Raw genomic sequence first — 24,403 nt, 5'->3', positions numbered from 1 at the left:
TCGACCGGATCGTGTGCATCCGCAGGCGACGCAAGCAAAACATCAGTACGAGGCCCACGCCGCCGCGTACGCTGACCTGAGACTTCGATGCAAGACAAGCAGTCCGCGCGCTGGCGCGCGCACAATGCCAGCGCGACGGCGTCGACCTCGGCCGCTCCGGCAGGCGGCGCGCACGAGGCCGCGCTTTCCGCCAGCACCGCGCACTCCGCGCACGCCTTTACCGACGCGCAGACCCAGCTGCCGGTTGGGGATCCCGCAGCTTCCGCCCCCGCGATACACAGCACCGACACCGCCCAGGCATCGGGCTCCGCCGTTTCGGGCGACCGTGCTACGCGCGGCCTGCAGCGTTGGCATGCGCTCGCGGCGCTCCGTCCGCTGCTGTGGCTCGTCGCGCTGGCGATCCTGTGCGCGTGGCTGATCCCAGGCATTCTTGGCCACGAGCCGTGGAAGCAGGACGAAACCTATACGTTCGGCATCGTCCAGCACATGCTCGCTACCGGCGATCTCGTCGTGCCGACCAATGCCGGGCAGCCCTTCGTCGAAAAGCCGCCGTTCTACGACTGGGTCGCCGCCGGCCTAGCATGGATGTTCGGCCGCTATCTGCCGCTGCCGGATGCGGCACGGCTCGCGAGCGCGCTGTTCGCGGGCCTGACGATGTACTACACCGGGCGCGTCGCGCGTCGCGCGGTCGATGCGTCGAGCTGGTTCGACCTGCGCGTGATCGGTACGCTCGCGCTGTTCGGCGGCACGCTGGTGGTCGTCAAGCACGTGCACGACATGATGACCGACGTCGCGCTGATGGCCGGCGCCGCGCTCGGCTTTTGCGGACTGTTCGAACTGGTACTTCTGCATCTGCGTGACAATCCGCGCGCCGCGTCGTATTTGCCGATGCATGCGCTGGCCGCCAGCCAGACCAAACCGCTCGATGCCCGCGAGCGGCGTCACGCGATCATCAGCGGCGCGACGATGCTCGGCGCGGGCGTGGGCGTGTCGCTGCTGGCAAAGGGACTGTTCGTACCGCTCGTGTTCGGCGCGACCCTCTGCGCGGCGCTGCTGCTCTATCCCGCATGCCGCAGCCGCAGCTTCGCGGGCACGCTCGCTCTGGCCGCGCTCGTCTGCGCGCCGTTCACGCTGATCTGGCCGGTCTGCTTCTACCTGCGCTCCGAGGCACTCTTCAAAGTGTGGCTATGGGATAACAACGTCGGGCGCTTCTTCGGTTTTTCGGTCGCCGAGCTGGGCTCAGAAAACGAAAGTCGCCTGTTCGTGCTGCGCACCGTGCTGAGCGTCGGCTTTCCGGTGGTGCCGCTCGCGCTGGCTGCGCTCGCCGGCGGCGCATGGCGACGCTGGCGCGATCCGCGCGTCGCGTTGCCGGTGCTGTTCGCTGGCATCGGCTTCGCGGTGCTGCAAAGCTCGGCGACGGTCCGCGAGTTGTACATCCTGCCGTTCATCGCGCCACTCGCGCTGGTCGCGATGCAGGGCGTCGAGCGCTTGCCGGCGCGCCTGCATGCCGGCTGGGACATGACGAGCCGAGTGCTGTTCGGCAGCGCGGCCGCGCTCGTGTGGATCGTCTGGTCGACCATGACGAGCCCGGCAAGCACGCATGCGCCGCTGCATCTGCTCGGCCGCTGGCTGCCGCTCGACTGGGTGCTGCCGATTTCGCCCGTACTGATCGTCGGTGCGCTGCTGCTGACGATCGGCTGGCTGTGGCTGCTGCCGTCGTTCAAGTACGCGGGCAGATGGCGCGGCGCGCTCAGCTGGTGCGCGGGCGCGATGCTCGCCTGGGGGCTGGTCAGCACGTTGCTGCTGCCGTGGCTCGACTACGCGAAAAGCTACCGCTCGGTGTTCCGGGACCTCGGCGCGAAGATGAATATCGAATGGAACGACGGCGACTGCATGGCAAGCTCCGGACTGGGCGAATCCGAGGCGCCGATGCTCTACTACTACACCGGCATCGAACATCAGCCGAGCGAAGATCCGCGTACGACCGCCTGCACGTGGCTGATCGAGGAAAGCCGCCGCGACAACGCGCGGCCGCCGCCCGGCGAATGGCGGCTGTTCTGGTCCGGCGCGCGGCCGGGCGATTCGGATGAGCTGTTGCGCGTATTCGTGCGCACGCCGGTGGCGGGCGAGCTGCACGGCGACGAATAGCGCCGCGGAGTGCGTCGCGCCGGCTCAGTGTCTCGCGCACGCGTCCACGTCGATTCAGAACGACGAACCGGGCTCGCGTAGAAACGCGATCTCCTCATCGCTCGATTCCCGCCCGAGCAGCACGTTGCGATGCGGAAAGCGGCCAAACCGCTCGATGACTTTCGCGTGGCGCAGCGCGTACCGATAGTAGCCCTCACCGCCCGGCTCCTGCGCGAGCCGTTCGAACAGACGCAGCGATTCCTGCTGGCTCGCGAGCGTTTCATCGTGCTCGAACGGCAGATACGCGAACGCGCGATGCTGCACGTCCGGCAACAGCCGATCGGCGCCGCTCGCGATCATCCGTTGCGCGGTTTGCAGCGCCTTGCTGTCGGCCGCGAAGGCGCGCGGCGTATGGCGATGGCAGTTGCGCGAAAACTGGTCCAGCACGATGACGAGCGCCAACGCGCCCAACGGTGTCGCCTGCCATGCGTCGAGCTCGCCCGCGTTCGCCGCATCGATCAGGTCACCAAAACGCTCGCGCAGCATCGTATCGACGGAGTCGTCGCGCTTGAACCAGAGCTTGCGCTCGGTGCCGTGCTCGGCCGTGCCCGGCGCGCCGAACCAGCAGTCGAGCACCTCGCGCACCCGCGGCGCGAGCGCCGCATAGTCCGCTTCGAACGAATACGGTGCCGGTGTGGCGTGCCGCGGCGCGTCAGCCATTGCGGTTGCGCATCCAGTCGGCGGTGTCGAAGAACGAGCCGAGCAGGCGCTCGCGCAGCGGCTCGGGCAAGCCGACATCCTCCATCGCCCACGCCATGCACCTCAACCACTGGTCGCGCTCGCTCGACGCGATCGCGAACGGCAGATGCCGCGCGCGCAGACGTGGATGCCCAAAGCGGCTGATGTAATGATCGGGGCCGCCGAGCCAGCCGCACAGGAACCAGAACAGCTTGTCGCGCGAACCCTCGAGCGACGCGGGATGCAGCGCGCGAATCCCGGCGAAATCCGCTTCGAGATCCATCAGGTCGTAAAACCGGTCGATCAGCTCGCGAACGCGCGCCTCGCCGCCTATCAGTTCGAAGGCCGTCGGCTTGTCCGAGGACACTTCGTCGTTCAAATCACTCATACCCTGCTCAACAGCAAACAAACACCCGAAAAAGCTCACGCGTCGCGCAGCGATTGCAGCGCGGGCCGCGCCAGCACATGCCGCAGACTCAGCCACCCGCCGACACCCGCGCACGCGATGCCTGCGGCAACGCCCGCCGGCAGCAGCCACGGGTCGAAGTCCAGATAAAACTGGAACACGTGGGTAGCCAGCATCGAGCCGACGACCTGCGCGCCGAGCGCCGCCATCAGGCCCGCAAGTGCGCCGACCGCGACGAATTCAGCCACCTGCACCGCACGCACCTGGCGATGCGATGCGCCCAACGCGCGCAGCAGCGCGGATTCTCGCATACGCTCGTCGCGCGTGCCGGCGAGCGCCGCGTACAGCACCAGCACGCCGGCCGCGAGCGTGAACGCGAACAGGAACTGCACCGCGCCGATCACCTGCTGCAAGACGCGCTGCACCTGCGCGAGGATCGGGCCGGTATCGATCGCGGTCAGATTCGGATACGCGGCGATCAGCCCATCGATCGTCGACTGTTGGTCCGACGGTAAATGGAAGCTCGTGATGAACGTCGCCGGGAAGTCCTGCAACGCGGCAGGCGGCATCAGCACGAAGAAGTTGACCTTGAACGAACCCCAGTCGAGCTTGCGCACGCTCGTCACCGGCGCCTCGACCGTCAGGCCCGTCACGTCGAAGCGCAGCACGTCGCCGGGCTTCACGTTAATCAGCTTCGCCAGACCCTGCTCGATCGAGATCTGCGGCTTGGTCGTCTCGCCGAACCAGCTGCCCGCGGCGACCCGGTTATCGTCGGGTAACTGCGTCGTGTAGGACAGATTGAACTCGCGGTCCACCAGACGCCGCGCATCCTCGCCCTTGAACGAATCCGGGTCGACCGGTTTGCCGTTGATCGCGACGAGCCGCCCGCGCACCATCGGCGACAGCGCCGCGCCGGCGATCCCGTGCGTGTCCAGATACTGCGTGACCGCGCCGCGCTGATCGGGCTGGATGTCGATGATGAACTCATTGGGCGCATCGGGCGGCGTCGATTTGCGCCAGCCCTGCACCAGATCGTTGCGCGTCATCGCGATCAGCAGCAGGCACATCAGGCCGATGCCGAGCGCGGTGATCTGCAGCGCGCTCGTGCTGCTGCGCCGCTCCAGCGACGCCAGCGCATAGCGCCAGCCGATGCCCGCATTGACGCGCTCGCTGCGCACCGCGCGCGCAGCGCCCCACAGCGCGAGCCGCGCGATGCAGGCGAACACCAGCAGCCCGCCCGCAAAACCGCCCGCGACGATGCCGCCAAGCTTCAATTCCCCGGCGGCGAGCATCAGCAGCCCCGCGAACAGCACGATGCCGAACCCGTAGGCGGCCCACGCAGTGCGTCCCGCCTCGCCCCACTCACGGCGCAGCACGCGCACCGGTGGCACGCGCGTGAGCGGCAACAACGGCGGCAGTGCGAAACCGAGCAGCAGCACGAGGCCGACCGCGACGCCTTCGAGCGCGGGCCACAGCGTCGGCTGCGGCAGCACCACGTCGATCAGGCCGCCGAGCCACGTCAGCAGCGCGAGATGGCCGAGGTAACCGAGCGCCACGCCGAGCAGGCCGCCAATCACGCCGAGCCCGACGAATTCGAGCGTAAACAGCGCGCGCAGCGCGGCCTGGCTCACGCCCAGACAGCGCATCGCCGCGCAGCCGTCGAGATGCCGGCGCATGTAGCGATGCGCGGCCATCGCGATCGCGACGGCCGCGAGCAGCGCGGTCAGCAGCGACACGAGCGTCAGGAAATGGCCCGCGCGATCGAGCGTCTGACGCACCTGCGGCTGGCCGTCTTGCAGCGACTCGAGCGCAACGCCGCGCATCTTGCCGCCGTCGACGCGGTCATGCGCGAACTGCGCGAAGCGCGCGACCGCGTTGTCGGAACCGGCGACCAGCAGCCGGTACGTGACGCGGCTGCCGTAGGTGATGAGGCCGGTCGACGGAACGTCAGCGGCGTTCAGCATCAGGCGCGGTGAAAAGTTGACGAACGAAAAGCCGCGGTCGAGCTCGCGCGTGATCACCGCGCCGACCGTGAAATTGCGATTACCGACCTTCACCGCTTCGCCGATCTTCAGCTTCAGCGCGTCGAGCAACGCCTGGTCGACCCACACGGTGCCCGGCGCCGGAATCGAGGTCGCCGGATGATCGGCCGCACCCGGCGCCGGCGCGATGCGCAACGCGCCGCGCAGCGGATAGCCCGGCGACACCGCCTTGACCGCGGCGAGTCGCGACGCCGGTTGCGCGCCGGTCGAATTGATCATGCTCGGGAAGATTGCCGTGGTAGCGGTGCGCAGGCCAAGGGCGTGCGCCTCGGCGGCGAATTGCGGATCGACCGGATGATCGGCGCGCACGACGAAGTCGGCGGCGATCATGCGCCGCGCGTCGCGCTCGAGCCCCTGATGCAGGCGGTCGCCCAGAAACCCGACGCTCGACAACGCCGCGACCGCCAGCACGAGCGCGAGCAGCAACATGGTCAGCTCGCCCGCGCGCCAGTCGCGCGCCGTCATCTGCATGGCCTGGCGCCACAGATCGATGCCGCCGAGCCGCCGCGCCGGCCGCGTGTCCGCACGCGTCGTTGAAGCCGCCTTAGATCCTGGTAGTGCTTCGCTCAATCGTGCCTGCTCCTCGCCAATCGCGACACCATGTGCGTGGCCATGCCGCGAAAACCGCCCTGCACGCCACGCCACAATCGCGGCAATGCCCACGCCGCGAGCAGCAGGAAGCCTACCATCAAGACCAGAAACACGAGCGGCACGAACAGCGCAAGCAGTACGCCGCCGAACACGAGGCCGTCCTCGGCAGTCGACGTGACGAGATTCGACACCGGCTCCGGCGACAGGTTGATCAGCGCGCGAGTGCCCGCCTTCGCGAGATGCGCGGTGCCGGCGAGTGTGCCGCCCGCGAGCGCCGCAACGGTCAGCAGCGCCGGATCGGCGGCGTGGCCGAGCGCGCCGGCGGCCAGCACAGCGCCTGCCGGAATCCGAATGAAGGTGTGGATCGCGTCCCACAGTGAATCGAACGCGGGGATCTTGTCGGCGAAGAATTCGGCCAGCGTCAGCACGGCCGCCGCGCCGATGACCCACGGTGAAGATAGCGCGGATAACGTGTCCGGCAAGTGGATCAGGCCAAGACGTTCGAACGCGCCGGCCAGCAGGACCGTCAGATAGAGGCGCAAACCGCTGCCCCACGAAAGGCCCGCTGCAAGCGAAAGTGATTCAAGCATGGCCGCCTCCACGCGCTTTGTGCGTGCCGGGCGCCGCGGCAGGAACAAGCGGGTGTTCCGCGCCGAAGCCGTCAGGCTCGCCAGCCGGCCGCGCCAACCGGGCCGAGGGCAATCTCAGGGTCTTTCCCGTCTCATTATAGCCACGATAATTCGCAGAACGTAGAGCGGCGCAGCCTCGCTGTGGCTCGCAGACAATGGCCGCCGCGCCTAGAGCTGACGCGGCCGCCGGGTCAGTGCCCCGAGGACAGCTTCAGCCCGACGAGTCCGATCACGATCAGCGACGCGCTGGCGACGCGCGCGACCGTCAACGCCTCGCCCATCATCACGGCCCCGAAGATGAACGCGCCGACCGCGCCGATCCCCGTCCACACCGCATAGGCCGTGCCGAGCGGTAACTGGCGCATGGCGAGCGCAAGCAGCACGAAGCTGCCGAGCGCGGTCACGACCGTGAAGACGGACGGCCACAAGCGGGTGAAACCTTCGGAAGTTTTGAGACCGGCGGCCCACGCGACTTCGAGCAAACCAGCGATCAATAGAAGAAACCAGGACATCGAAACAGCTCCATGAAAAGTGGGGCCGTCCCCGATGATTGATGCAAGCGCAAGGTCGTCCTTACGTCGCGAAATTATAAAGGAGCGGCATGGTGGCCCGACTCACGCCGCGCCCAGCAGCCGATACCCGACGCCCGTCTCCGTGACGATATGCTCGGGCTGCGCCGGATCGCGCTCGAGCTTGCCGCGCAGATGCGCCATGTAAATGCGCAAATAGTGATGACTGTCGACATGGGACGGCCCCCACACGTCGCGCAGCAACTGCCGGTGCGTGAGCACCCGGCCGGCGTGGCGCACGAGCGTCGCGAGCAGCCGGTATTCGATCGGCGTCAGATGGATCGCCGCGCCGTCGCGTGTCACCTGGCGCAGCGCGAGGTCGACGGTGACCGCGCCGAAGCGCACCTGCGGCGATTCGTTCGCGCCGCCCTGATTGCGCCGCCGCAGGTGCGCGCGGATCCGCGCGAGCAACTCGGACACGCCGAACGGCTTGGTCAGGTAGTCGTCGGCGCCGGCGTCGAGCGCGGCGACCTTTTCGCTTTCCTGGGTGCGCGCCGACAGCACGATCACCGGCAGCTCGCTCCAGCCGCGCAATTCGCGAATCACGTCGAGGCCGTCGGTATCGGGCAAGCCGAGATCGACGATCACGAGGTCGGGCTTGCGCGTCGCCGCTTCGACGAGTCCCTGCTTGCCGGTCTCGGCGTCGTATACGGCGATGCCTTCGCCTTCGAGCGCCGCGCGCACGAAGCGGCGAATCTGCTTTTCGTCTTCGATCAGAACGACGGTGATGCTCAGGTCACTCATGGGCGGGTCGGGTGAGCGGGTTGAGCTCAACGGTGGTGTCGGTGGCGGCGCCCTCGTCTTCGAGCGGATCGGGTGCGTCGGGCGGCGGCTTGACCGGCAGCGTGAACCAGAAGCGCGCACCCTCGACGTGGCCATCGGCGGCGATCCGGTTGAGCGCGCCGATTGTACCGCCGTGCGCCTCGACGATCGCGCGGCAGATCGCGAGCCCCAGGCCGATCCCCGGTTTCGCCGACTCCTTCTCGCCGCGCGTGAATTTCTCGAACACGCGTGCTTCCATGCCGGCGGGCAGGCCGGCGCCGTTGTCGTCGATCGTGACGCGCACGAACGGCGCGCCGTCCGCGTCGATCTGCTGCGCGCCGATCGCGAGCGGCGTGCCGGACGCCGTATATTTGGCCGCGTTTTCGAACAGGTTCGAGAACAGCCGCTCCATCAGCACCGCGTCGAGATGCAGCAGCGGCAGATCGGCGGGCAGCGTGACGTGCACCGGATGATCGGCGAGCACGCGTTTGCACACGCGCAGCGCGGCGCCGATGGTCTCCTCGAGCAGCGTCCATTGCCGGTTCAGTTGCAGGCTGCCGGCCTGCAAGCGCGCCATGTCGAGCAGGTTCGTGACGATGCCGGTCATGCGCAGCGCTTCTTCGTGGATTGCGTCGACGAGTTCGTCGCTGCGCTTCTCCTCGCCTGCCGAGCTCTGCTGCCGCCCTTGCGCGAGCATCGACGAAAAGCCGACGATCGTCGTCAGCGGCGTGCGCAGATCGTGCGAAATCGCCGACAGCAGCGAATTGCGCAACCGCTCCGACTCCATATTGACGAGCGCATCGCGCGCGATGTCGACGTAGTGCACGCGTTCGAGCGCGAGCGCGATCTGCGCGGCGAACGCATCGAGCATGCGCCGCTGTTCGGGCACGGTCAGCTCGCGCTCGTCGCGCACGGCGACCGCCAGCACGCCGCGCGTACGCATCGGCGCCTTCAGCGGCAGATACAGCGCCGCGGCGCCCGGCAGCGTGTCGGTGCCGTGCCCGGCCGGCTTCTGTTGATCGTAGACCCACTGGCCGACGTCGAGATCGAGCGCATCGCCTTCGAGCGTGATCGCCGCGTCCGGGTCCTCGATCTTCTGTCGGACCTGATCGGCGCTGTCAGGCAGCAGAATCGCGACGCGCGCGCCGAACACCTCGCTCACGTGCCGGCTGCCGATGCCGACGATCTGCTCGGTCGCAAGCGCCGCGGCAAGCTCGCGCGCCATCTCGTACATCGCGCCGGTGCGCTGCTCGCGGCGGCGCGCGACGCTTGCTTCGCGGCGCAGGCTCGAAGTCAGATGGCTGATCACGAGCGAGGTCAGCAGCATGCCGAAGAATGTCAGCACGTACTGCGTATCGGAGACCGACAGCGACATGCGCGGCGGCACGAAAAAGAAATCGAACGCGGCGACGCTCGCGAACGACAGCACGACACCGGGCCCGCGCCCGAGCTTCACTGCGGTGAAGATCACGCCGAGCAGATACAGCATCACGAGGTTGGTCTGGTCGATGCGATCGATCAGCTGGCTCGACAGCAGCGTGATCGCCGCGCCGATCGCGAGCGCGAGCGCATACGCGCGCGGCGGCGAACGACGCTCGCGCGCCGCGCTCAACGCCTCGCGCCACGCGTTTGCGGTCGTGTTCAACAGACGCCGCTGCGCGCCGCCGTCGCGCTCCGACGACACGCGAATCAGCGTGAGATCGAGATCGCCGCTCTTCTGCGCGATACGCTCGCCAAGCGGCCGCCGCAACCAGCGGCTCACGCCTGTGCGCGATGATGCGCCCACCACCAGCTTCGATACGTTGCGCGCCTGCGCATAACCGATCAGGGCGTCGAGCGCATCGGCGGCGGCGAGCGTCGCGGTTTCGGCACCGAGCTCGGCGGCGAGCTTCAGCGCATTCAACGTGCGCTCGCGTCGCGCGTCGGGCAGGCGCTGCAACGCGGGCGTTTCGACATAGACCGCGAGCCAGTCGGCCTTCAGGCTCGCGGCGAGGCGCGCCGCCGAGCGCACCAGCGCCGGCGCCTGCGCACCTGGCCCGACGCACACCAGCAGCCGCTCGCGCGCCTGCCAGATACGCTGGATCGAACGGTCGGCGCGGTACTCACGCATCTGCGCGTCGACGCGATCGGCGGTGCGGCGCAGCGCCAGCTCGCGCAGCGCGATCAGGTTGCCCTTGCGAAAGAAGTTGCGCACCGCGTGCTCGGCCTGCTGCGCCATGTACACCTTGCCGTCGCGCATGCGGTCGAGCAGTTCCTCGGCCGGCAGATCGACGAGCGTGACTTCGTCGGCATGATCGAACACGCGATCGGGCACGGTCTCCCACACGCGGATGCCGGTGATCTGGCCGACCACTTCATTCAGGCTCTCCAGGTGCTGCACGTTGACGGTCGTATACACGTCGATGCCCGCGTCGAGGAGTTCGTGGACGTCCTGCCAGCGCTTCAGATGGCGCGCGCCCTGCACGTTCGAATGCGCGAGTTCGTCGACGAGGATCAGTTGCGGCTTGCGCGCGAGCGCGGCGTCGAGATCGAACTCGCCGAGCTTGCGGCCGCGATACTCGAACTGCGCGAGCGGCAGCACGTCGAGCCCCGCGAGCAGCGCGGCGGTTTCGCCGCGTCCATGGGTTTCGGCAATGCCGACCAGCACGTCGACACCTTCTTGCTGGCGGCGCAGCGCGGCCTGCAGCATCGCATAGGTCTTGCCGACGCCGGCCGACGCGCCGAAAAAAACCTTCAGCCGGCCGCGCTGGCGTTTTGCTTCGTCGCGCTGCAGCTTGTCGAGCAGTTGATCAGGATCGGGGCGGTTCATGCTCAGTAATTGCGATAGTCGTGCGAGCGGCGGTGCCTGCATGGTGGCACGGCCCGCGCCGGCCCGCAAATGACGGCGCGGCGCCACACGCACGCCGCTGTCTTATCGATGAACCGCAACGGCGGTTCGTGCGTGGCTCGTGCGTCGTCGTGTCAACCGCGCTTCATTTCATCGAGCGCGAGATTGAGCTTCAGCACATTCACGCGCGGCTCGCCGAGCACGCCGAACTGGCGCCCCGTCGTGTAGCGCTCGACGAGCGCCCGCACGTCGTTCGGCGTGAGGCGACGGGCCCGCGCGACCCGCTCGAGCTGGTACGCGGCCGCGGCCGGGCTGATCTCCGGATCGAGCCCGCTGCCCGACGACGTGACCAGATCGACCGGCACCGGCGTCGACATATCGGTGCCCGCTGCCTTGAGTGCGGCGAGCCGGCCTTTGATCTCGTCGAGCAGCGCCGGGTTGTTCGGCCCGAGGTTCGAACCGCCCGAACTTTGCGCGTTGTACGGCATCGGGCTCGTCGCCGACAGCCGGCCCCAGAAGTACTGCGGCGCGTCGAACTGCTGGCCGATCAGCTGCGAGCCGACCACCTTGCCGTTCTGCTCGATCAGGCTGCCGTTCACCTGCTCATGGAACGCCGCCTGGCCGAACGCGGTCATCACCGCGGGATAAGCGAGTCCGGTGATCGCGGTCAGCACCGCGAAGATCACGATCAGCGGACGGAACAGATTTTTCATGATGGTTCTCTTTCTCTTTTCATCACTTCCGGTTACTTGGTAGCGACTCGCTTCGCGCTCAAACCCAGCCGAACCCGGCGAGCACCATATCGATCAGCTTGATGCCGATGAACGGCGCGATGATCCCGCCGAGGCCATAGATCAGCAGGTTGCGGCGCAGCAGGATCGCGGCGCCTAGCGCGCGGTAGCGCACGCCCTTCAGCGCGAGCGGAATCAGCAGCACGATGATCAGCGCGTTGAAGATCACCGCCGACATGATTGCCGAGGTCGGCGTGGCCAGATGCATCACGTTCAGCGCATTCAACGCCGGATACGTCGATGCGAACGCGGCCGGGATGATCGCGAAGTACTTGGCGAGGTCGTTGGCGATCGAGAACGTGGTCAGCGAGCCACGCGTCATCAGCATCTGTTTGCCGATCTCGACGATCTCGATCAGCTTGGTCGGATTCGAATCGAGATCGACCATGTTGCCGGCCTCTTTTGCCGCCTGCGTGCCGGTGTTCATCGCGACCGCGACGTCGGCCTGCGCGAGCGCCGGCGCGTCGTTGGTGCCGTCGCCGGTCATCGCGACGAGACGCCCCTCGGCCTGGTGCGCGCGAATCGTCGCGAGCTTGGCTTCGGGCGTCGCTTCCGCAAGGAAGTCGTCGACACCCGCTTCGGCCGCGATCGCGGCGGCGGTCAGCCGGTTGTCGCCCGTGATCATCACGGTCTTGATGCCCATCTTGCGCAACTCGGCGAAGCGCTCCTTGATGCCGCCCTTCACGACGTCCTTCAACTCGATCACGCCGAGCACGCGCGCGCCCTGCTCGCTCTTTTCGGCGACCACGAGCGGTGTGCTGCCGCGTCGCGCGACATCGGCGACCGCATTGCTGACTTCCTGCGGGAAACGGCCGCCGTGCGCTTCGACGTAGTGCTTGAGCGCATCGGCCGCGCCCTTGCGGATTTCGCGGCCGGGCGCGCCTGAGGGCGTTCCCTGCGCGAACAGATCGACACCGCTCATGCGCGTCTGCGCGGTGAACGCGAGAAACACCGCGTGCAACGAGGCCATATCGCGCTGACGGATATTGAAGCGCTGCTTCGCGAGCACGACGATGCTGCGCCCTTCCGGCGTTTCGTCGGCCAGCGACGACAACTGCGCGGCATCGGCAAGCGCCTCTTCGGTCAGACCGGGCGCGGGCAGAAACTGCGACGCCTGACGGTTGCCGAGCGTGATCGTGCCGGTCTTGTCGAGCAGCAGCACGTCGACGTCGCCGGCCGCTTCGACCGCGCGGCCCGAGGTCGCGATCACGTTCGCCTGCATCATGCGGCTCATGCCGGCCACGCCGATCGCGGACAACAAGCCGCCGATCGTCGTCGGGATCAGGCACACCAGCAGCGCGGCGAGCGCGGTGATCGTCACCACGTGGCCCGCCTTCGCCGCTTCGACGGAGAACATCGAGAACGGCAGCAGCGTCGCGGTGGCAAGCAGCATCACGATCGTCAGTGCGACGAGCAGGATGGTCAGCGCAATTTCGTTCGGCGTCTTCTGACGCTTCGCGCCTTCGACCATCGCGATCATGCGGTCGAGGAACGCCTCGCCCGGATTCGCCGTGACGCGCACGACGATCCAGTCCGACAGCACCCGCGTGCCGCCCGTCACCGACGAAAAATCACCACCCGACTCACGGATCACCGGCGCCGATTCGCCGGTGATCGCGGATTCGTCGACCGACGCGACGCCGTCGACCACTTCGCCGTCGGCCGGAATCACGTCACCGGTCTCCACCAGCACGACGTCGCCACGGCGCAGATCGGTCGCTGTGGTGATGCGGATCGGCGACTTCGGATGCGGCTCGTTGAGCTTCTTGGCCATCACGTCTTTCTTCGCGCTGCGCAGCGACGCGGCCTGCGCTTTCGAGCGGCCTTCGGCTAGCGCCTCCGCGAAGTTCGCGAACAGCACCGTGAACCACAGCCACAGCGTGACCGCGAGAATGAAGCCCGCGGGCGCTTCGGCCTGACCGCCGAGCGCGGCGATCCATAGAATGGTCGTCAGGATGCTGCCGACGTACACGCAGAACATCACCGGGTTGCGAAACTGCGTGCGCGGCGTGAGCTTTTTAAAGGAGTCCACGATCGCCGGGCGCAGCAGCGCCGCGTCGAACATGGACCGGGTAGCGTTATGTTCAGTCATTGAATCCTCGAATGTCCGTGGGCGCTTGCAGGCTTGCCGCGTGCAAGCGCCTGTTCGGTCGTTGGCTCGCTGCCGCGGGTCACTGCACGCCGATCATCATCAGATGCTCGACGCCGGGGCCGAGCGCGAGCGCCGGCACGTAGGTCAGCGCGCCGACCAGCAGCACCGTGCCGAGCAGCAGCACGACGAACAGCGGTCCGTGCGTCGGCAGCGTGCCGCCGGTGACGCCGATGCGCTTCTTCGCCGCGAGCGAGCCGGCGATCGCGAGCACCGGCACGATCGTGCCGAAGCGCCCGAACCACATCGCGATCGCGGTGAGCCAGTTGTAGAACGGCGTATTCACCGACAGACCCGCGAACGCGCTGCCGTTGTTGTTCGCGGCCGAGCTGAACGCATACAGGATTTCGGAGAAGCCATGCGCGCCGGGGTTCGCGATGCCAGCCTTGCCCGCGTCGCTGAGCACCGCGATCGAGGTGCCCACGAGCACGAGCAGCGGCGTGAGCAGCACGACGATCGACACCATCTTCATCTCGTAGGCCTCGATCTTCTTGCCGACATATTCAGGAGTACGCCCGATCATCAGTCCCGCGACGAACACCGCGAGCAGCGCGAACACCAACATCCCGTACATGCCGGAGCCGACGCCGCCGAAAATCACTTCGCCGAGCTGAATCAGCAGCATCGGATACAGGCCGCCGAGCGGCGTCAACGAATCGTGCATATTGGCGACCGCGCCGCACGAAGCCGCCGTCGTCGCGACCGTGAAGAGGCCCGACTGCGCGATGCCGAAGCGCGTTTCCTTGCCCTCCGCATTGCCGCCGGCCTGCAGCGCGTTCGCCGACTGATCGACGTGGAGCGCCGTGAACGCGGGATTGCCGCTTTGCTCGGCGCTGATCTCGCCGAACACGCAGACGCCGAACGCGATCGTCATCGCCGCGAGCACGGCCACGCCCTGCCGGCGGTCGCCGATCACGCGGCCGAACACCAGCGTGAGCGCGGCCGGAATGATCAGGATCGAGAAGATCTGCACGAAGTTCGAGAACGGCGTCGGGTTTTCGTACGGATGCGCGGAGTTGCCGTTGAAAAAGCCGCCGCCGTTGGTGCCGAGCATCTTGATCGCTTCTTGCGACGCGACCGGGCCCATCGCGATGGTCTGTGTCTTTACAGGCGTGTCGAGCGTCACCGGATCGCCCTTCGCGTCCTTCACCGGATTGCCTTGCGCGTCGAGCTTCGGCGCAGCGTAGGTGGTGGTCTGCAGCGTCGGCACCTCCTGATATGCCTTGAAATTCTGGATCACGCCCTGGCTCATCAGCAGTGCGGCGATGATCGCCGCCATCGGCAGCAGGACGTACATCGTCACGCGCGTGATGTCGACCCAGAAGTTGCCGATCGTCTGCGCGGTATGACGCGCGAAGCCGCGAATCAGCGCGATCACGACGACGATGCCCGTTGCCGCCGAGAGGAAGTTCTGCACGGTCAGGCCGAGCATCTGCGTCAGATAGCCGACGGTCTGCTCGGGCGTGTAGTCCTGCCAATTCGTGTTGGTCACGAAGCTGACCGCGGTGTTGAACGCGCTGTCGACCGACATCGCGCCAAATTGCTGCGGATTGCCCGGCAGCCACCCTTGCACGCGAAGCAACACGTACAGGAACGCCACGCCGAGCACATTGAACGCGACCGTGGCGATCGCATAGTGCTTCCAGCCCATTTCCGCGGATGGATCGACGCCCGCGATGCGGTACAGCAGCCGTTCGAGCGGCGCGCCCAAGCGCACGACGCGCGAGCTGCCGTCCATCACGGCGCCGAGATAGCTCGCCATCGGCACCGCGGCGGCCAGTAGCACGACGATAAAAAGACTCGCCTGCAGGACATTGTTCGAGTTCATTCAATGTCCTCCGCGCGCAGCAGCGCATACACGAGATAAACGAACAGCAGCGCGGTGCACGCGCCGGCCAGCCACAGCATCCAGGTCATCAGCGCGCTCCCTGCCCGCGGCGGAACTGCATCAGCTTTTCGCAGCCGCCGATCAGCCCAAAGGTCAGCGCGGCGAACACGACGAGCCCCCCGACATACAGCAGATCCATTGTTGTTCCCCATGTACGGATTTTGGATAGGTGCAACGGTATGCCGATCCGCCTAAAGAGCTGATCAAAAGATGGCGGGGTGCGCGTAAAAATCGCGTAAACGGACAAGGCCGTTTCATCTCGCGATGAAACGGCCTTGCCGGATGACGTATGTTGCAGCCCGAGGCCGCGCTTTGATTTTTTTACGGCAGCAGGATCGTCGACCCAGTCGTGCGGCGGCCCTCGAGATCGGCATGGGCCTGCCCGACGTCCTTCAGCGCATAGCGCTGATTGATGCTCGTCTTGACCTTGCCCGAGGTCAGCACGTCGAACAGCTCGGCCGACATCGCCTCGTAATCGCTGCGTTTCGCCATATAGGTGAAGAGCGTCGGGCGCGTAAAGAACAGCGAGCCGCGTCCCGCGAACTCCGACGAATCGATCGGCGGCAGCGGACCCGACGCGTTGCCGAAGCTCACGAACAGGCCGAGCGGCGCGAGGCAGTCGAGCGACTTTTCGAAGGTGTCCTTGCCGATCGAATCGTAGACGACCGGCACGCCCGCGCCGTTGGTGATCTCGCGTACGCGCTTCGTGAAGTTTTCTCGCGTGTAGACGATTGCGTGATCGCAGCCGTGCGCTTTCGCGATCTCGGCTTTCTCGTCGGAACCGACCGTGCCGATCACCGTCGCGCCGAGCGCCTTCGCCCACTGGCACACGAGCAGACCGACGCCGCCCGCCGCGGCCTGGATGACGATCGTGTCGCCGGCCTTGACCCGATACGTGCGGCGCAGCAGATACTGCGCGGTCAAGCCTTGCAGCATCACCGAGGCGGCCTGCTCGTCGCTGAGCGCATCGGGCAGCTTGACGACCTGTGCGGCCTGCAGCACGCGCTCCTGCGCATACGCGCCGGGCGGCCGGGCCACATACGCGACGCGATCGCCGACCTTCAGACCGCTCACGCCCGAACCGACCGCGCTGACCTCACCGGCCGCCTCCATACCGAGCCCACCCGGCAGCGGCAGCGGATACAGACCGGTGCGGAAATACACGTCGATATAGTTCAGGCCGACCGCCGTCTGGCGGATGCGGATCTCGCCCGCGCCGGGCTCGCCCACCTCGACGTCGACCCACTTCATTACTTCCGGGCCGCCGGTTTTATCGAATCGGATTGCCTTGGCCATCATGTCTCCTTGATCTGGATGAATATGGGTGCGGTGACGCGCGCCCTCAGGCCTCGCCGGACATGCGCAGCGTCAACACGTCGAGCACCATGCGCGCGGTCGAGATGTTCGTCGCGCACGGAATGTTGTGTACGTCGCACGCGCGCACGAGCGCGTTGATGTCCGGCTCGTGCGGCTGCGGCGTCATCGGGTCGCGCAGGAAGATCACCATGTCGACGCGCCCTTCGGCGAGCTGCGCGCCGATCTGCAGGTCGCCGCCGTGCGGACCCGACAGCATGCGCTCGACCGTCAGGCCGTGCGCATCGCTGATGCGGCCGCCGGTCGTGCCGGTCGCGACGATCTCGCAGCGCGCGAGCGTGTCGACGTATTCTCCGGCCAGTTTGACGATGTCGTCCTTCTTGTGATCGTGCGCGATCAGCGCAATGCGGGTGGTCATGACGTAAGACTCCTCGAACCGTTGTGATGTTGTTGTGATGTGACGTGTGTCGTTCGTTCCGGCGCGCGCTTCGCCTACACGGCGGCCCGGAACGTACCCGCTCAGTACGTGCCTGGATAAGCGCCGCCGTCGATCAACCAGTTCTGCCCGGTGATGTAGCCCGCGTGCACGCTGCACAGGAATGCGCAGGCGCGGCCGAATTCGTCGCGATTGCCGAAGCGCCCGGCGGGGATCGTCTTCATGCGCTGCTTGCGCGCTTCGTCGACGGAAATGTTGTGCGTTTTCGCCTGCGCCTCGAACGTGACCGCGATGCGGTCGGTGTCGAACAGGCCAGGCAGCAGGTTATTGATCGTCACGCCGGTCGGTGCGACCTTGCGCGCGAGCCCCGCGACGAAACCGGTCAGCCCCGAGCGCGCGCCGTTCGACAGACCGAGCACGTCGATCGGCGCCTTCACCGCCGAGCTCGTGATGTTGACGATGCGCCCGAAGCCGCGCGCGCTCATCGTGTCGATGGTCTGACGGATCAGCTCGATCGGCGTCAGCATGTTGGCTTCGAGCGCGCGGATCCAGTCCTCGTGCGTGAAGTTGCGGAAATCGCCCGGCGGCGGGCCGCCCGCGTTGTTGACGAGGATGTCCGGCTGCGGGCACGCGGCGAGCGCGGCGGCGCGCCCTTCGGGCGTGGTGATGTCGCAGGCGACCGTCTTCACGTCGACGCCGCTCTGCTGACGGATCGCCTCCGCGGTCGCTTCGAGCGTTTCGGCGGTGCGCGCGACGATCGTCAGATTGACGCCCTCGGCGGCGAGCGCCTCCGCGCAGCCGCGTCCCAGACCCTTGCTCGCCGCGCAAACGAGCGCGGTGCGTCCTGCGATTCCCATGTCCATGTGTGTGTCCTCGTGGCGAAGTTTTCTCAGATTCTAGAAGAATCGGTGCCGGACTGTGCCGCGCCGCTGCAATCTCAGGTATCGCCGGGTGGCACTCTTTCGATAAACTTGCGCGGTGGCGCGCTTCTCCTGCCTTCGCCCGGCTTCTGCGTGCGGATGAAATGAACGGACAAACGCGCCGAACCGATCCACCTTGCCGCCGCGCGCGAGCCCGCCATGACCCAGGACAGCCGTTTCCCCAATCTTTTCATCCTCGATCACCCGCTGATCCAGCACAAGCTGTCGCACATGCGCGACCGGGACACGTCGACGCGCACGTTCCGCGAACTCCTGCGCGAAATCACGCTGCTGATGGGCTACGAAATTACCCGCAACCTGCCGATGACCACGCGGCGCATCACCACGCCGCTCGTCGAAATCGACGCGCCGGTGATCGCCGGCAGGAAGCTCGCGATCGTGCCGGTGCTGCGCGCGGGCGTCGGCATGTCGGACGGCCTGCTCGAGCTGGTGCCGTCGGCGCGCGTCGGCCACATCGGCGTGTATCGCGCCGAGGACCATCGGCCGGTCGAATACCTGGTGCGGCTGCCGGACCTCGAAGACCGCGTGTTCATCCTGTGCGATCCGATGGTCGCGACCGGCTACTCGGCTGTGCACGCCGTCGATGTGCTCAAGCGCCGCAACGTGGCCGCGGAGAACATCATGTTCCTCGCGCTGGTCGCCGCGCCCGAGGGCGTGCAGGTGTTCCAGGACGCGCACCCGGACGTCAAGCTGTTCGTCGCGTCGCTCGATTCGCATCTGAACGAGCATGCGTACATCGTGCCGGGACTCGGCGACGCGGGCGATCGGCTGTTCGGTACCAAGAACTGACGCGCCGCGGCCCCTCTGCCGCACCCGCGCGGCGTGATAAAATTCGAATCCGCTCGACGAGCGGCTCGACCCGCACGATCACTCGCACCACCGTCCGCAATTTCGACTGGCGCAACGCGCCTTCGCATCAGGTCATGCGGCGGCTAGCCGCGCAAGCCGCCCCGCCCCCCTCGCGCTGCCGCCCTGCGGCCCCGCTTGGCCGGCCGGTCATGCAACCGGCACGCACGCCTACCGGCGGGCACGCGCGGCATGGCGCACGGGAACGGTCAGGCTGTGATCGGCGGCAGCAGTGGCCGACCCGACGGGCCAGAACGAGCGGCCGGCAGCCTTTCACCTGACGGTTTGACATCGAGGCGCAACACGCGAGGCGCCCGACATCGCAACGACAATTGCACTATGCGTGCGCCCCGCTGGCGCGCGCGACGGAGAAAAGTATGGCGGGTCATTCGAAATGGGCCAATATCAAGCATAAGAAAGCAGCGGCCGATGCCAAGCGCGGCAAGGTCTGGACGCGGCTCATCAAGGAAATCCAGGTTGCGGCCCGTCTGGGCGGCGGCGAAATCGACTCGAACCCGCGTCTGCGACTCGCGGTCGACAAGGCGTACGACGCCAACATGCCGAAAGACAACATCAACCGCGCGATCCAGCGCGGCGTCGGCGGCGCGGACGGCGCGAACTACGAGGAAATCCGCTACGAGGGCTACGGCATCGGCGGCGCGGCGGTGATCGTCGACGCGATGACCGACAACCGCACGCGCACGGTCGCGGAAGTGCGTCATGCGTTCTCGAAGAACGGCGGCAACATGGGCACGGACGGCTCGGTGTCGTTCATGTTCGATCACATCGGCCAGTTCCTGTTCGCGCCCGGCACCGCCGAAGACGCGCTGATGGAAGCCGCGCTGGAAGCGGGCGCCGACGACGTCGTGACGAACGAGGACGGCAGTATCGAAGTGCTGTGCGCGCCGAACGATTTTTCGAAGGTGAAGGCTGCGCTCGAAGCAGCCGGCTTCAAGGCCGAATTGGCCGAAGTGACGATGAAGCCGCAGACCGAAGTCGAATTCACCGGCGACGACGCCGTGAAAATGCAGAAGCTGCTCGACGCGCTGGAAAATCTGGACGACGTGCAGGAAGTCTATACAAACGCGTCGATCGCCGACGAGTGATGGCACGCCGGCCGCACATCTGTTCGCCCTTGCTGTTGATGGTTCATTGCACGGCCGAGCGCACCGCTCGGCCGTTTATGGTTTTTAAGTCTCGGGGATTCACATGAAGTTACTCGTCGTCGGTTCCGGCGGTCGCGAACATGCGCTCGCATGGAAGCTCGCGCAATCGCCGCGGGTCCAGCTCGTCTACGTCGCGCCGGGCAACGGCGGCACCGCTCAGGATGAGCGTCTGCGCAACATCGACATCACCGAGCCGGCCGCGCTCGCCGATTTCGTCGAGAAAGAGCAGATCGCGTTCACGCTGGTCGGGCCGGAAGCGCCGCTCGCGGCAGGCATCGTCAACCTGTTCCGCTCGCGCGGTCTGAAGATCTTCGGGCCGACCAAAGAGGCCGCCCAGCTCGAAAGCTCGAAAGATTTCGCCAAAGCGTTCATGAAGCGCCACGGCATCCCGACCGCCGAATACGAAACCTTCGCCGACGTCGCGGCAGCGCACGCGTATCTGGACGCCAAGGGCGCGCCGATCGTGATCAAGGCCGACGGCCTCGCCGCCGGCAAGGGCGTGGTGGTCGCGCAGACGCTCGAAGAAGCGCATGCCGCGGTCGACATGATGCTATCGGACAACAAGCTCGGCGACGCCGGCGCGCGCGTCGTGATCGAGGAATTCCTCGCCGGCGAGGAAGCGAGCTTCATCGTGATGGTCGATGGCAAGCACGTGCTCGCGCTCGCGTCGAGCCAGGATCACAAGCGTCTGCTCGACGGCGACCAAGGCCCGAACACCGGCGGTATGGGCGCCTACTCGCCCGCGCCGATCGTCACGCCGCAGCTACATGCGCGCGTGATGCGCGAAATCATCCTGCCGACCGTGCGCGGCATGGAGAAGGAAGGCATCCGCTACACCGGGTTCCTGTACGCGGGCCTGATGATCGACGCGCAAGGCAACCCGAAGACACTCGAATTCAACTGCCGCATGGGCGACCCCGAAACGCAGCCGATCATGGCGCGCCTGAAGGGCGACTATTCGAAGGTGGTCGAACACGCGATTGCCGGTACGCTGGACACCGTCGAGCTCGAATGGGACCGCCGCACGGCGCTCGGCGTCGTGCTCGCCGCGTACAACTATCCGGACACGCCGAGGAAGGGCGACCGTATCAACGGCATTCCCGCCGAAACCGCGGATTCGGTCACGTTCCACGCCGGCACCACGCTGGCGGACGGCAAGCTGACCACCTCCGGCGGGCGCGTGCTGTGCGTCGTGGGTCTGGCGGATTCGGTGCGCACCGCGCAGGCGGCCGCCTATGAAACGATCAATCAGATCGCGTTCGACGGCATGCAATATCGCCGCGACATCGGCTATCGCGCGCTCAATCGTAAGCACGACAGCAAGTAAGCGGCGCTTGCGTCGGCCGCCGCGCGGGCGGCGGCCACGCCAAACGGCGCGCGCTACACTGCATCGACGAACCCGCGGCACGACAAGCGTGCCGCCCTCAGCACCGGCATTCATGAGCAATTCGAGCTACGACGCACCGGCCGTGCGCAGCTGGCTGCAAGGCCTGCAATCGCATATCGCGAACACGCTCGGCGCCTTCGACGGCACCGCGTTCGCGACCGATGCATGGCAACGCGAGCCCGGCGAGAAGCTGCGCGGCGGCGGCATCACGCGGATTCTCGAAGGCGGGCAGTTTTTCGAGCGCGCGGGCATCGGCTTCTCGGACGTCGCGGGCGACGCGCTGCCGGGCTCGGCGAGCGCCGCGCGGCCGCAACTGGCCGGGCGCGGATTCGAGGCGATGGGCGTGTCGCTCGTGCTGCATCCGCATAATCCGCACTGCCCGACCGTGCACATGAACGTGCGCCTGCTCGTCGCAACCAGGGAAGGCGAAGAGCCGGTGTTCTGGTTCGGCGGCGGCATGGACCTGACGCCCTACTACGGCTACGAAGAGGACGCGCGGCATTTCCATCGGGTATGCCGCGACGCGCTTGCGCCGTACGGCGCGGACCTGTACCCGCGCTTCAAGCGCTGGTGCGACGAGTACTTCTTCCTGAAGCACCGCAACGAGCCGCGCGGCATCGGCGGGATTTTCATCGACGATTTCTCGGCGCCGGGCTTCGACGCGTCGTTCGCGACGCTCAAAAGCGTCGGCGAGGGCTTTCTCGACGCGTACCTGCCGATCATCGAGCGGCGCCGCAATACGCCGTACGGCGAAGCCGAGCGCGCGTTTCAGGCGTACCGGCGCGGCCGCTACGTCGAGTTCAATCTGGTCTTCGACCGTGGCACACTGTTTGGACTACAGAGCGGCGGGCGCACCGAATCGATCCTGATGTCGATGCCGCCCGTGGTGAATTGGCGCTACGACTGGCAGCCCGAACCGGGCACGCCGGAAGCCCGTTTGTACAGCGATTTCCTCGTGCCGCGCGAGTGGGTTTGACGCGCCACCTGGCTCGCGCATGGTCACGACAAAGGATCCTCACCTGAAGCCGAACGCTCACCCTGTCGCCCTGCCTCGCCGGATCGGTCTGCTGGGCGGCACATTCGATCCGATCCACGACGGCCATCTCGCGCTCGCGCGGCGTTTCGCCGACGTGCTGCGGCTGACCGAGCTGGTGTTGCTGCCGGCCGGCCAGCCGTGGCAGAAGACCGACGTGTCGCCCGCCGAGCATCGACTCGCGATGACGCGCGCGGCGGCCGGTTCGCTCGCGATCCCCGGCGTGACGGTGCGCGTCGCGACCGACGAAATCGAGCACGAAGGCGCAACCTACACGGTCGACACGCTGCAACGCTGGCGCGAGCGCGAAGGCGACGACGCGTCGCTCACGCTGTTGATCGGCGCGGATCAACTGGTGCATCTCGACACGTGGCGCGACTGGCGGCGCCTGTTCGAGCTCGCGCATATCGGCGCGGCGACCCGGCCCGGCTTCGACCTGACCTCGATCGCCCCCGAGGTCGTCCGCGAGATCGCCGCGCGCCGCGCCAGCGCCGACGTGCTGCAGGCCACGCGCTGCGGCCATCTGCTGATCGACACGACGCTCGCGTTCAACGTCTCGGCCACCGACATTCGCGCGCATCTGCGCGAGCAGGTCAACCAGCGGCTCGCCCGCGCGGGTGCGGACAGTGTGCAGGATCAGGCCGCCAGTCACGTCCCCGCCGCGGTGTGGGACTATATTCTTCAACATCATCTGTACCACCGGTAACTCCATGGATATTCGCAAACTGCAGCGCGTGATCGTCGACGCTCTCGAAGACGTCAAGGCGCAAGACATCAAAGTGTTCAACACCAGCCACCTGACCTCGCTGTTCGATCGCGTGGTCGTCGCGAGCGGGACGTCGAACCGGCAAACCAAGGCGCTCGCGTCGAGCGTGCGCGAAGGCGTGAAGGAAGCCGGCGGCGAGATCATCAGCACCGAGGGCGAGGACATCGGCGAATGGGTGCTGGTCGATTGCGGCGACGCGGTCGTGCACATCCTGCAGCCGGCGCTGCGCCAGTACTACAACCTCGAGGAAATCTGGGGCGACAAGCCGGTGCGCATCAAGCTGTCGACGCCGGACCCGTTCGGTGGCGCGCGCGCAAGCGAGCCCGACGACGAGGAAGACGACGAAACGCCGGCCGCGAAGCCTGCGCGCAAGACCACGGCACGCCGCAAGTAAGCGCGCCGTGTCGGGCACACCGCTACTGCCCTCGCGATGAAACTGCACATCCTCGCCGTCGGCCACAAGATGCCGGACTGGATCGCGACCGGCTTCGACGAATATGCGAAGCGCATGCCGCCCGAGCTGCGCATCGAGCTGCGCGAGATCAAACCGGAGCAGCGCTCGTCAGGGCGTTCGGCCGAAAGCGTGATGGCCGCCGAGCGGCAGAAGATCGAAGCCGCGTTGCCGAAGAACGCCCGCATCGTCGCGCTCGACGAACGCGGCAAGGACTGGACCACGATGCAGCTCGCGGGCGCGTTGCCGGGCTGGCAGCAGGACGGCCGCGACGTGGCTTTTCTGATCGGCGGCGCGGACGGGCTCGATCCCGAGCTGAAGGCACGCGCCGATATGATGCTGCGCGTGTCGAGCCTTACGTTGCCACATGCGATGGTGCGCGTGCTGCTGGCCGAACAGCTTTACCGCGCGTGGACCATCACGCAGAATCATCCCTATCATCGCGCGTGAGCGGTGAGCGAGGCGCGGCGACGCCTGCAACCGTTCATTGCTGATGGCGCGTCGTGGATGCTCTGTCCAGGCGTCCACGTCCCACCGCGTTCAC

General features: G+C 66.9%; 23 protein-coding genes. 8 read left to right on the top strand and 15 right to left on the bottom strand.

Features of this window, described 5'->3' with window-relative positions; translation table 11 throughout:
* Window positions 1-87 precede the first annotated feature (87 nt).
* On the top strand, window positions 88-2,148 hold the full coding sequence (locus BJG93_RS04730; protein ID WP_027197190.1) for an ArnT family glycosyltransferase: 2,061 nt from the start codon (window positions 88-90) through the stop codon (window positions 2,146-2,148).
* Between the two features lie 54 nt (window positions 2,149-2,202).
* On the opposite strand, the gene BJG93_RS04725 is transcribed toward BJG93_RS04730, so the two are convergent.
* The 15 genes from BJG93_RS04725 to BJG93_RS04655 form a co-directional block, all read right to left on the bottom strand.
* Window positions 2,203-2,847 carry a DUF924 family protein gene (locus tag BJG93_RS04725; RefSeq protein ID WP_027197189.1) on the bottom strand — a complete coding sequence of 215 codons (645 nt, stop codon included), beginning with the start codon at window positions 2,845-2,847 and terminating at the stop codon, window positions 2,203-2,205.
* Entirely contained in the window at window positions 2,840-3,253 is a 414-nt protein-coding gene (locus BJG93_RS04720; protein WP_027197188.1) for a group II truncated hemoglobin, read from the bottom strand. Before BJG93_RS04720 ends, BJG93_RS04725 begins: the two co-directional genes overlap by 8 nt.
* Before the next feature lie 35 nt (window positions 3,254-3,288).
* Entirely contained in the window at window positions 3,289-5,778 is a 2,490-nt protein-coding gene (locus BJG93_RS04715) for an ABC transporter permease (RefSeq protein WP_034479918.1), read from the bottom strand.
* Between the two features lie 101 nt (window positions 5,779-5,879).
* A complete protein-coding gene (locus BJG93_RS04710; RefSeq protein WP_027197186.1) occupies window positions 5,880-6,494 on the bottom strand; it encodes a DUF4126 domain-containing protein in 615 nt (204 codons plus the stop codon).
* Window positions 6,495-6,724: 230 nt separating this feature from the next.
* A complete protein-coding gene (gene sugE / locus BJG93_RS04705) occupies window positions 6,725-7,045 on the bottom strand; it encodes a quaternary ammonium compound efflux SMR transporter SugE (protein WP_027197185.1) in 321 nt (106 codons plus the stop codon).
* Between the two features lie 102 nt (window positions 7,046-7,147).
* The gene (gene kdpE, locus BJG93_RS04700) at window positions 7,148-7,846 is read right to left on the bottom strand and encodes a two-component system response regulator KdpE (RefSeq protein WP_027197184.1); all 699 of its coding nucleotides are present in this window, start codon (window positions 7,844-7,846) and stop codon (window positions 7,148-7,150) included.
* A complete protein-coding gene (locus BJG93_RS04695) occupies window positions 7,839-10,673 on the bottom strand; it encodes a DUF4118 domain-containing protein (RefSeq protein ID WP_027197183.1) in 2,835 nt (944 codons plus the stop codon). The genes kdpE and BJG93_RS04695 overlap by 8 nt, the downstream gene beginning before the upstream one ends.
* 152 nt (window positions 10,674-10,825) lie before the next feature.
* Complete coding sequence (kdpC, locus tag BJG93_RS04690; RefSeq protein WP_027197182.1) at window positions 10,826-11,404, bottom strand: potassium-transporting ATPase subunit KdpC; 579 nt, start codon at window positions 11,402-11,404, stop codon at window positions 10,826-10,828.
* Window positions 11,405-11,462: 58 nt separating this feature from the next.
* Window positions 11,463-13,574, bottom strand: coding sequence for a potassium-transporting ATPase subunit KdpB (kdpB, locus tag BJG93_RS04685; RefSeq protein ID WP_027197181.1), 2,112 nt, complete (start codon window positions 13,572-13,574; stop codon window positions 11,463-11,465).
* A gap of 79 nt (window positions 13,575-13,653) precedes the next feature.
* Window positions 13,654-15,459, bottom strand: coding sequence for a potassium-transporting ATPase subunit KdpA (gene kdpA / locus BJG93_RS04680; protein WP_027197180.1), 1,806 nt, complete (start codon window positions 15,457-15,459; stop codon window positions 13,654-13,656).
* Window positions 15,456-15,548, bottom strand: a complete 93-nt coding sequence (kdpF, locus tag BJG93_RS04675; protein WP_027197179.1) for a K(+)-transporting ATPase subunit F — start codon at window positions 15,546-15,548, stop codon at window positions 15,456-15,458. Before kdpF ends, kdpA begins: the two co-directional genes overlap by 4 nt.
* Window positions 15,548-15,658, bottom strand: a complete 111-nt coding sequence (locus BJG93_RS04670) for a hypothetical protein (protein ID WP_027197178.1) — start codon at window positions 15,656-15,658, stop codon at window positions 15,548-15,550. The genes kdpF and BJG93_RS04670 overlap by 1 nt, the downstream gene beginning before the upstream one ends.
* A gap of 182 nt (window positions 15,659-15,840) precedes the next feature.
* Complete coding sequence (locus tag BJG93_RS04665) at window positions 15,841-16,815, bottom strand: quinone oxidoreductase family protein (RefSeq protein WP_027197177.1); 975 nt, start codon at window positions 16,813-16,815, stop codon at window positions 15,841-15,843.
* Between the two features lie 46 nt (window positions 16,816-16,861).
* Complete coding sequence (locus BJG93_RS04660) at window positions 16,862-17,251, bottom strand: methylglyoxal synthase (RefSeq protein WP_027197176.1); 390 nt, start codon at window positions 17,249-17,251, stop codon at window positions 16,862-16,864.
* 101 nt (window positions 17,252-17,352) lie between these two features.
* Entirely contained in the window at window positions 17,353-18,132 is a 780-nt protein-coding gene (locus BJG93_RS04655; RefSeq protein ID WP_027197175.1) for an SDR family oxidoreductase, read from the bottom strand.
* A gap of 216 nt (window positions 18,133-18,348) precedes the next feature.
* Between BJG93_RS04655 and upp the strand changes: the two genes are divergently transcribed.
* From upp to rlmH, 7 genes are all read left to right on the top strand, one after another.
* Window positions 18,349-18,999: a uracil phosphoribosyltransferase gene (gene upp, locus BJG93_RS04650; RefSeq protein ID WP_027197174.1), complete on the top strand. Its 651-nt coding sequence runs from the start codon at window positions 18,349-18,351 to the stop codon at window positions 18,997-18,999.
* A 434-nt stretch (window positions 19,000-19,433) separates the two neighbouring features.
* The gene (locus tag BJG93_RS04645) at window positions 19,434-20,162 is read left to right on the top strand and encodes a YebC/PmpR family DNA-binding transcriptional regulator (protein WP_027197173.1); all 729 of its coding nucleotides are present in this window, start codon (window positions 19,434-19,436) and stop codon (window positions 20,160-20,162) included.
* A gap of 103 nt (window positions 20,163-20,265) precedes the next feature.
* Complete coding sequence (purD, locus tag BJG93_RS04640) at window positions 20,266-21,549, top strand: phosphoribosylamine--glycine ligase (protein WP_027197172.1); 1,284 nt, start codon at window positions 20,266-20,268, stop codon at window positions 21,547-21,549.
* A 112-nt stretch (window positions 21,550-21,661) separates the two neighbouring features.
* Window positions 21,662-22,585 (top strand): oxygen-dependent coproporphyrinogen oxidase, encoded by a 924-nt coding sequence (hemF, locus tag BJG93_RS04635; protein ID WP_027197171.1) that lies wholly within the window; start codon window positions 21,662-21,664, stop codon window positions 22,583-22,585.
* A 19-nt stretch (window positions 22,586-22,604) separates the two neighbouring features.
* Window positions 22,605-23,348, top strand: a complete 744-nt coding sequence (locus BJG93_RS04630) for a nicotinate-nucleotide adenylyltransferase (protein WP_027197170.1) — start codon at window positions 22,605-22,607, stop codon at window positions 23,346-23,348.
* Window positions 23,349-23,352: 4 nt separating this feature from the next.
* On the top strand, window positions 23,353-23,802 hold the full coding sequence (rsfS, locus tag BJG93_RS04625) for a ribosome silencing factor (protein ID WP_027197169.1): 450 nt from the start codon (window positions 23,353-23,355) through the stop codon (window positions 23,800-23,802).
* Between the two features lie 36 nt (window positions 23,803-23,838).
* Window positions 23,839-24,309 carry a 23S rRNA (pseudouridine(1915)-N(3))-methyltransferase RlmH gene (rlmH, locus tag BJG93_RS04620; RefSeq protein WP_008919684.1) on the top strand — a complete coding sequence of 157 codons (471 nt, stop codon included), beginning with the start codon at window positions 23,839-23,841 and terminating at the stop codon, window positions 24,307-24,309.
* Window positions 24,310-24,403 lie beyond the last annotated feature (94 nt).

The organism is Paraburkholderia sprentiae WSM5005 (assembly GCF_001865575.2).
GTDB lineage: Bacteria > Pseudomonadota > Gammaproteobacteria > Burkholderiales > Burkholderiaceae > Paraburkholderia > Paraburkholderia sprentiae.
The sequence above is the reverse complement of the archived record's forward strand: the minus strand, read 5'-3'. Positions and strand labels throughout refer to the sequence as shown.

Excerpts from the sequence above, each read along its gene's own strand:
- BJG93_RS04730 (WP_027197190.1), top strand. The coding sequence starts at position 88 with ATGCAAGACAAGCAGTCCGCGCGCTGGCGCGCGCACAATGCCAGCGCG.
- BJG93_RS04725 (WP_027197189.1), bottom strand. The coding sequence starts at position 2,847 with ATGGCTGACGCGCCGCGGCACGCCACACCGGCACCGTATTCGTTCGAA.
- BJG93_RS04720 (WP_027197188.1), bottom strand. The coding sequence starts at position 3,253 with ATGAGTGATTTGAACGACGAAGTGTCCTCGGACAAGCCGACGGCCTTC.
- BJG93_RS04715 (WP_034479918.1), bottom strand. The coding sequence starts at position 5,778 with ATGACGGCGCGCGACTGGCGCGCGGGCGAGCTGACCATGTTGCTGCTC.
- BJG93_RS04710 (WP_027197186.1), bottom strand. The coding sequence starts at position 6,494 with ATGCTTGAATCACTTTCGCTTGCAGCGGGCCTTTCGTGGGGCAGCGGT.
- sugE (WP_027197185.1), bottom strand. The coding sequence starts at position 7,045 with ATGTCCTGGTTTCTTCTATTGATCGCTGGTTTGCTCGAAGTCGCGTGG.
- kdpE (WP_027197184.1), bottom strand. The coding sequence starts at position 7,846 with ATGAGTGACCTGAGCATCACCGTCGTTCTGATCGAAGACGAAAAGCAG.
- BJG93_RS04695 (WP_027197183.1), bottom strand. The coding sequence starts at position 10,673 with ATGAACCGCCCCGATCCTGATCAACTGCTCGACAAGCTGCAGCGCGAC.
- kdpC (WP_027197182.1), bottom strand. The coding sequence starts at position 11,404 with ATGAAAAATCTGTTCCGTCCGCTGATCGTGATCTTCGCGGTGCTGACC.
- kdpB (WP_027197181.1), bottom strand. The coding sequence starts at position 13,574 with ATGACTGAACATAACGCTACCCGGTCCATGTTCGACGCGGCGCTGCTG.
- kdpA (WP_027197180.1), bottom strand. The coding sequence starts at position 15,459 with ATGAACTCGAACAATGTCCTGCAGGCGAGTCTTTTTATCGTCGTGCTA.
- kdpF (WP_027197179.1), bottom strand. The coding sequence starts at position 15,548 with ATGACCTGGATGCTGTGGCTGGCCGGCGCGTGCACCGCGCTGCTGTTC.
- BJG93_RS04670 (WP_027197178.1), bottom strand. The coding sequence starts at position 15,658 with ATGGATCTGCTGTATGTCGGGGGGCTCGTCGTGTTCGCCGCGCTGACC.
- BJG93_RS04665 (WP_027197177.1), bottom strand. The coding sequence starts at position 16,815 with ATGGCCAAGGCAATCCGATTCGATAAAACCGGCGGCCCGGAAGTAATG.
- BJG93_RS04660 (WP_027197176.1), bottom strand. The coding sequence starts at position 17,251 with ATGACCACCCGCATTGCGCTGATCGCGCACGATCACAAGAAGGACGAC.
- BJG93_RS04655 (WP_027197175.1), bottom strand. The coding sequence starts at position 18,132 with ATGGACATGGGAATCGCAGGACGCACCGCGCTCGTTTGCGCGGCGAGC.
- upp (WP_027197174.1), top strand. The coding sequence starts at position 18,349 with ATGACCCAGGACAGCCGTTTCCCCAATCTTTTCATCCTCGATCACCCG.
- BJG93_RS04645 (WP_027197173.1), top strand. The coding sequence starts at position 19,434 with ATGGCGGGTCATTCGAAATGGGCCAATATCAAGCATAAGAAAGCAGCG.
- purD (WP_027197172.1), top strand. The coding sequence starts at position 20,266 with ATGAAGTTACTCGTCGTCGGTTCCGGCGGTCGCGAACATGCGCTCGCA.
- hemF (WP_027197171.1), top strand. The coding sequence starts at position 21,662 with ATGAGCAATTCGAGCTACGACGCACCGGCCGTGCGCAGCTGGCTGCAA.
- BJG93_RS04630 (WP_027197170.1), top strand. The coding sequence starts at position 22,605 with ATGGTCACGACAAAGGATCCTCACCTGAAGCCGAACGCTCACCCTGTC.
- rsfS (WP_027197169.1), top strand. The coding sequence starts at position 23,353 with ATGGATATTCGCAAACTGCAGCGCGTGATCGTCGACGCTCTCGAAGAC.
- rlmH (WP_008919684.1), top strand. The coding sequence starts at position 23,839 with ATGAAACTGCACATCCTCGCCGTCGGCCACAAGATGCCGGACTGGATC.